Annotated in this window: 1 protein-coding gene; it reads right to left on the bottom strand. The window is 39.8% G+C overall.

Annotated elements, in window-relative coordinates; all coding sequences use genetic code 11:
• The coding region (locus tag ACFINZ_RS11335; protein WP_375701561.1) for a metal ABC transporter solute-binding protein, Zn/Mn family at positions 1–266 on the bottom strand (266 nt) is incomplete at both ends.

Genomic DNA, 266 nt, shown 5'->3' with positions numbered 1-266 from the left:
GCTTTGTTATCGCGTCGATAATAGTTTTTACATTATGTTCCATCATATCGAGATAGGTTGCAGCAGGGCCATTTTTGTTCGATAACGCATCAGAATACAGTGTTCCACCAATTTGTAAACTTGTTTCTTTTGAAATCTGTTCTATGAGACGAGGATTAGAGATATTTTCAACAAACAGTGCAGTTGCTTTGTTGGCTTTAATCTGCTTGATAAGTTTGGCCACATCGGCTGCAGTCGCTTCAGCTTCTGTAGAAATCCCTTGGGGT

It is taken from the genome of Bartonella sp. AA81SXKL, from assembly GCF_042196945.1.
GTDB lineage: Bacteria > Pseudomonadota > Alphaproteobacteria > Rhizobiales > Rhizobiaceae > Bartonella.
The sequence above is the reverse complement of the archived record's forward strand: the minus strand, read 5'-3'. Positions and strand labels throughout refer to the sequence as shown.